Source organism: Streptomyces toxytricini (assembly GCF_014649915.1).
Classification (GTDB): Bacteria; Actinomycetota; Actinomycetes; order Streptomycetales; family Streptomycetaceae; genus Streptomyces; species Streptomyces toxytricini.
Genome location: NZ_BMTY01000035.1, coordinates 46,747 through 52,407 on the forward strand (window position 1 = coordinate 46,747; position 5,661 = coordinate 52,407).

Annotated in this window: 6 protein-coding genes; 1 reads left to right on the top strand and 5 read right to left on the bottom strand. The window is 72.8% G+C overall.

Annotated features, from left to right (window positions below; translation table 11 throughout):
- The 4 genes from IE170_RS31335 to IE170_RS31350 all read right to left on the bottom strand — a co-directional run.
- Positions 1-1,092 (bottom strand): YihY/virulence factor BrkB family protein (locus tag IE170_RS31335; protein WP_189812862.1); only part of this gene is annotated, 1,092 nt, incomplete at its 3' end.
- A gap of 49 nt (positions 1,093-1,141) precedes the next feature.
- The gene (locus IE170_RS31340) at positions 1,142-1,393 is read right to left on the bottom strand and encodes a type II toxin-antitoxin system RelE family toxin (RefSeq protein ID WP_189812863.1); all 252 of its coding nucleotides are present in this window, start codon (positions 1,391-1,393) and stop codon (positions 1,142-1,144) included.
- An 89-nt stretch (positions 1,394-1,482) separates the two neighbouring features.
- Positions 1,483-1,983: a hypothetical protein gene (locus IE170_RS31345; RefSeq protein ID WP_189812864.1), complete on the bottom strand. Its 501-nt coding sequence runs from the start codon at positions 1,981-1,983 to the stop codon at positions 1,483-1,485.
- Positions 1,984-2,094: 111 nt separating this feature from the next.
- Complete coding sequence (locus tag IE170_RS31350) at positions 2,095-2,511, bottom strand: CBS domain-containing protein (protein ID WP_189812865.1); 417 nt, start codon at positions 2,509-2,511, stop codon at positions 2,095-2,097.
- Positions 2,512-2,855: 344 nt separating this feature from the next.
- On the opposite strand from IE170_RS31350, the gene katG reads away from it, so the two are divergent.
- Positions 2,856-5,045 (top strand): catalase/peroxidase HPI, encoded by a 2,190-nt coding sequence (gene katG, locus IE170_RS31355; protein WP_189812866.1) that lies wholly within the window; start codon positions 2,856-2,858, stop codon positions 5,043-5,045.
- 101 nt (positions 5,046-5,146) lie between these two features.
- Here the strand turns inward: katG and IE170_RS31360 are convergent.
- A partial coding sequence (locus tag IE170_RS31360; RefSeq protein WP_189812867.1) for a cbb3-type cytochrome c oxidase subunit I occupies positions 5,147-5,661 on the bottom strand: 515 nt, incomplete at its 5' end.

Sequence of the window (5,661 nt, forward strand, 5' to 3'; positions counted from 1 at the left end):
AGGCCGCCGCCCGCCGTCGGCCCTGCCGGCCGGGGCCGTCCCGTCCGCCGGGACGCCGTCCCACTCCGCGCGCTCGGCGTCCGACCACTCGCTGGTGTCGCGGGGCTCCACGTAGGGCTCCTTGTCGACCGGATGCCCCTCCAGGATGGCGCGCTGGCGGGCCATCTCGGCGTCGAATTCCAGGCCCAGGAGGATGGCCAGGTTCGTGATCCACAACCACACCAGGAAGATGATCACACCGGCGAGGGTGCCGTACGTCTTGTTGTACGAGCCGAAGTTCGCCACGTACACGGCGAAGCCGGCCGAGGCGGCCATCCAGATCAGCAAGGCCAGGACACTGCCCGGCGTGACCCGCAGGAACCCGCGCGACTTCGCGTTCGGCGCCGCCCAGTACAGCAGCGCGATCATCGCGGTGACCAGCAGCAGGAGCACCGGCCACTTCGCGATCGACCACACCGTCACCGCCGCCTCGCCGATGCCGAGCGCGGCCCCGGCCTCCCGGGCCAGGCCGCCGGTGAAGACCACGATCACCGCACTCGCCCCGGCAAGCAGCATCAGCACCAGCGTCAGCACGACCCGCAGCGGGGTCAGCTTCCAGATCGAGCGGCCCTCCGGCACGTCGTACACGGCGTTCGCGGAGCGGATGAACGCCGCCACGTAGCCCGACGCCGACCACAGGGCCAGCAGGAGGCCGACGATCGCCAGCAGCCCGCCCGTCCCGCTGCTCGCCTGCAGCTGCTCGACCGCACGCGTGATGATGTCCCGCGCCGCGCCCGGGGTCAGCTTCGTCAGGGAGTCCAGCAGGCCCTGCGTCGCCGCCTTGCCCGTCACGCCGAGGAGCGAGACGAGGACGAGCAGCGCCGGGAACAGGGCCAGCACCCCGTAGTAGGTGAGCGCCGCGGCCCGGTCGGCCAGTTCGTCGTCCCGGAACTCCGCGAAAGTGCGGCGCAGCACCGCGTTCCAGGACCTCTTGCCCAGGTCGGTGGGCTTGTCGGGGCCGTTCTGCTCCGGCCCGGGGTCCGCGGCGGCCGGGCCGCGGCGCGGGACCGCGTCGTCCGCGTCCCGCCGAGTGCCTCGTTCGGTCTTGTCCATGCCGGGCGCCTTACCCGAAACCGGCGTCCGAACCGCGCCGGCGGCCCGCTCAGCCCAAGCGGCCCACGTGGAACAGGACGACGGCCGCCGCGGCGTCGACGACCTCGTACAGCACCCGGTAGCGGCCCACGTGCATGCGGCGCAGCCGCGGGGAGCCGTACTCGACGGTGCCCTGCGGCCGCGGCCTGGTGGCCAGCAGGTCGACGGAGTACATCAGCTGCCGCAGCCCCTCGGGGTCGTCCGCCATGAAGCCGGCCGCCGCGTCGATGGCTGCCTCGTCCCAGTGGATGGCGTACGGCATCGCCCTCACCTGCCGGTCCGGCCCGGAGTCTCCCGCAGTCCTGCGGGAAAGCCTGCCCGACCCTGCGCGCCGTATGCCTGCGCGCGGGCTCAGTGGCCGGCGGCCGCCTTCACCACCGCCACCGCCGTGCCGATCGCCGCGTCGACGGCGCCGGCCGCCAGGGCGAACACCGTGCCGCCGCCCATCCGCACACCGCCGTGGCAGCCCCACGCGAACAGGGCCGCGACGTTCACCGCGGCCGCCGTCACCAGCGCCGTCTCCAGCTCCATCACGCCGAGGGCAGCGGCCGCGATGAGCAGCAGGGGGCCCACCGCGGACAGCAGCAGCGGGCTGCTGACGAAGAGCATGGTGCGCAGCTCCTGCCCGCCGGCGAGGCTGCCGTGCACCACGCGGTGGGCCTGCTGGTCGGCCACGACAGAGGCCAGCCACAGTCCGGCGGAGGCGGTGGCCACGGTGGCGGCCGCACCCCCCGGCTCGACGTGGCCGCTCGCGCCGAGGCCGACGACCACGGAGATCATCGTGATCGTCGCGTACAGCCGCTCCTTGAGCCGCGCCGTCGCCGTTGCGGTGTCCGCCTGCACTTCGGTCACGCGGCCACCGTAGGGCGGCGGCCCGCGCCGGTCCCGGCAGGCGGGCGGCCCGGGCCGCCGCGGTGTCACCCGGGTGGAGGCGGCGGCCCCGGACGGGCGGGCCGTCCGGCGTCAGTCGGTGGACAGCGCCTGCACGAGGTCGCCCACCTGGGGGTCGGGCAGCGAACGGGCGACATCCGCCTGCGCGACGATGCCGACGAGGGTGTGCCCGTCGATCACCGGCAGGCGGCGCACCTTGTGCTCCGTCATCGTCCGCAGGATTTCGGCGGTGTCGTCGTCGGCGCCGATGGTGACGGCCTCGCCCTGCGCGAGCTCTCCGGCCTTGACCTCGGCGGGGTCCTTGCCCTGGCCGAGGACCTTCACGACGATGTCGCGGTCGGTGAGCATGCCCTTCAGCTTGTTGTCGGTGCCGCAGATCGGCAGCGCCCCGACACCCAGCTCGGTCATCTTCCGCGCTGCTTCCAGGACGCTCTCCTCGGCGCCGATGCAGGTCGCGTCAGGCGTCATGATCTCGCGAGCAGTTGTCATCGCAGTCTCCATGATCTCGCAGCGGCCGCCGCAGCCGAGGCGCCCCGGCGGCATTCCGGTTGGTGATCCGCGCCTGCCCTCGGGAACGGCGGCCAAGCGTCCGGCCCGGGCGGATTCCGCAGCCGTCGGCCGGAGAGCGCGCGGCCCGGCGCGCCGGTCGTCGCCCTGCGTGTTTCGTAGCCATGCGCAGGACCGTGCGCGACGATAGAGAAGCTGACAAAGCTCGCCAATCGGACTCACGCGTTCGGATCCGGAACACGGGGCACGAGACGAGGCGTGCCCGGCAGGGGCCGGGCGCCGGCAGCACAGCACAGGGAACACCGAGACAGGAAGAAGGACCCGACGTGTCCGGCAGCGAGAGCGAGAACCCTGCAATCCCTTCGCCGACCCCGGCGCCGGCCCGGCCCCGGACGAACCGGGACTGGTGGCCGAATCAGCTGGACCTCCAGGTTCTCCACCAGCACTCGCCCCAGGCCAATCCGATGGGGGAGGAGTACGACTACGCGGAGGAGTTCCGCAGCCTCGACGTGGAGGCCCTGAAACGCGACGTCTTCGAGGTGATGACCACCTCACAGGACTGGTGGCCCGCCGACTACGGCCACTACGGGCCGCTCTTCATCCGCATGAGCTGGCACGCGGCCGGCACCTACCGGATCGCGGACGGCCGGGGCGGCGGCGGGTCCGGCGCCCAGCGCTTCGCCCCCCTCAACAGCTGGCCCGACAACGCGAGCCTCGACAAGGCGCGGCGCCTCCTGTGGCCCGTCAAGCAGAAGTACGGCCGGAAGATCTCCTGGGCGGACCTGCTGGTCTTCGCCGGGAACTGCGCCATGGAGTCCATGGGGTTCAAGACGTTCGGCTTCGGCTTCGGGCGGCAGGACATCTGGGAGCCCGAGGAGGTCTTCTGGGGCCCGGAGGACACCTGGCTCGGCGACGAGCGCTACAGCGGCGACCGCGAGCTCGCCGCCCCGTTCGGCGCGGTGCAGATGGGCCTCATCTACGTCAACCCGGAGGGCCCCAACGGCAACCCCGACCCGGTGGCCGCCGCCCGGGACATCCGCGAGACGTTCGGGCGGATGGCGATGAACGACGAGGAGACGGCCGCGCTCATCATCGGCGGCCACACCTTCGGCAAGTGCCACGGCGCGGTCGACCCGCAGTACATCGGCCCGGAACCGGAGGCCGCCCCGCTGGAGGCACAGGGCCTCGGCTGGAAGAACACCTACGGCACCGGCGCCGGCCCGCACGCGCTCACCAGCGGACTCGAAGGCGCCTGGACGTCCAAGCCGACCACCTGGGACAACGGCTACCTCGACAACCTGTACGGCTACGAATGGGAGCTGACGACCAGCCCGGCGGGCGCCCGGCAGTGGACCCCGAAGAACCCCGAGGCCCAGGGCACCGTGCCCGACGCCCACGACCCGTCGAAGCGCCACGCCCCGATGATGCTGACGACGGACCTGGCCCTGCGCGTCGACCCGGTCTACGGGCCGATCACCAAGCGCTTCCACGAGCACCCCGAGGAGCTCGCGGAGGCCTTCGCGAAGGCCTGGTACAAGCTGCTCCACCGCGACATGGGCCCGGTCTCCCGCTTCCTCGGCCCGTGGGTGCCGGAGCCCCAGCTGTGGCAGGACCCGGTTCCCCCCGTCGACCACGAGCTCGTCGGCGACGAGGACGTCGAGGCCCTCAAGCGGAAGATCCTCGACACCGGGCTCCCCCTCCGGCACCTGGTGACCACGGCGTGGGCTTCGGCGGCGAGCTTCCGCGGCACCGACAAGCGCGGCGGGGCCAATGGCGCCCGGATCCGGCTGGAACCGCAGCGGAGCTGGGAGGCCAACTCCGGGCCCGAGATCCGCGAGACGCTGGAGGCCCTGGAGCGGATCCGCGGGGAGTTCGACTCCGCTCAGACGGGCGGCAAGAAGGTCTCCCTCGCCGACCTGATCGTCCTCGGCGGCTGCGCGGCCGTCGAGCAGGCGGCGCGCAACGCGGGCCACGACATCCGGGTGCCCTTCGCGCCCGGCCGCACGGACGCCTCGCAGGAGCAGACGGACACGGAGTCCTTCGCCGTCCTCGAACCGCGCGCAGACGGCTTCCGCAACCACGTCAAGACCGGGGAGAAGCTGCCGCCCGAAACCCTCCTGCTGGACCGGGCCAACATGCTCGACCTGACCGCCCCCGAGATGACGGTCCTCGTCGGCGGCATGCGGGCCCTCGACGCGAACGTCGGCAAGGCACCGCACGGCGTCCTGACCGACCGGCCGGGCACGCTGACGAACGACTTCTTCGTCAACCTGCTCGACGCCGGCACCGAATGGAAGACGTCCGCGACCGCCGAGGGCGTCTTCGACGGCCGGGACCGGGCCACCGGCGAGGCGAAGTGGACGGCGACCGCCGTCGACCTCGTGTTCGGCGCGCACTCGCAGCTCCGCGCCATCGCCGAGGTGTACGCCTCCTCGGACGGGCAGGCCAAGTTCGTCCAGGACTTCGTCGCCGCCTGGAACAAGGTCATGAACCTGGACCGGTTCGACCTGGCCTGACCGGCCCCGCTTCCCGCCCCGCCGCCCGGGCCGGCCTCCCCGGCCGCCCGGGCGGCGCCGCGCGTCCGGGCCCCCTGTCGCGGGCGCGGCCGCCCGCCGCGCTACTCGCGCCGGCCGGGCCCGCCGTCGCGGTCCTGCGAGCCGTCCGGCGGCAGGTGCGCCCGGTCCTCGTCGGCGATGTCGCGCCGGCCCTCGTTCTCGCGGCGCCCGTACTCGGCGACCTCGTAGTGGTGCAGGTCGAACGCCGGGGATTCCGAGCGCACCCGGGGCAGCGTCACGAAGTTGTGGCGGGGCGGCGGGCAGGACGTCGCCCACTCCAGTGACCGCCCGTAGCCCCACGGGTCGTCGACGGTGACCCGCGGCGCGGACACGGCGGTCTTCCACACGTTGTAGAGGAAGGGCAGCGTGGACAGGCCCAGCAGGAACGCGCCGACCGTGGAAACCGAGTTGAGGACGGTGAACCCGTCGGCGGCCAGGTAGTCGGCGTACCGCCGGGGCATGCCCTCCGCACCCAGCCAGTGCTGCACCAGGAAGGTGGTGTGGAAGCCGATGAACAGCGTCCAGAAGTGGATCTTGCCGAGGCGTTCGTCGAGCATGGTGCCGGTCATCTTCGGCC

What these genes read in the sequence shown, in the direction of transcription:
- IE170_RS31350 (WP_189812865.1), bottom strand. Translation starts at nt 2,511, where the DNA reads ATGACAACTGCTCGCGAGATCATGACGCCTGACGCGACCTGCATCGGC.
- IE170_RS31340 (WP_189812863.1), bottom strand. Translation starts at nt 1,393, where the DNA reads ATGCCGTACGCCATCCACTGGGACGAGGCAGCCATCGACGCGGCGGCC.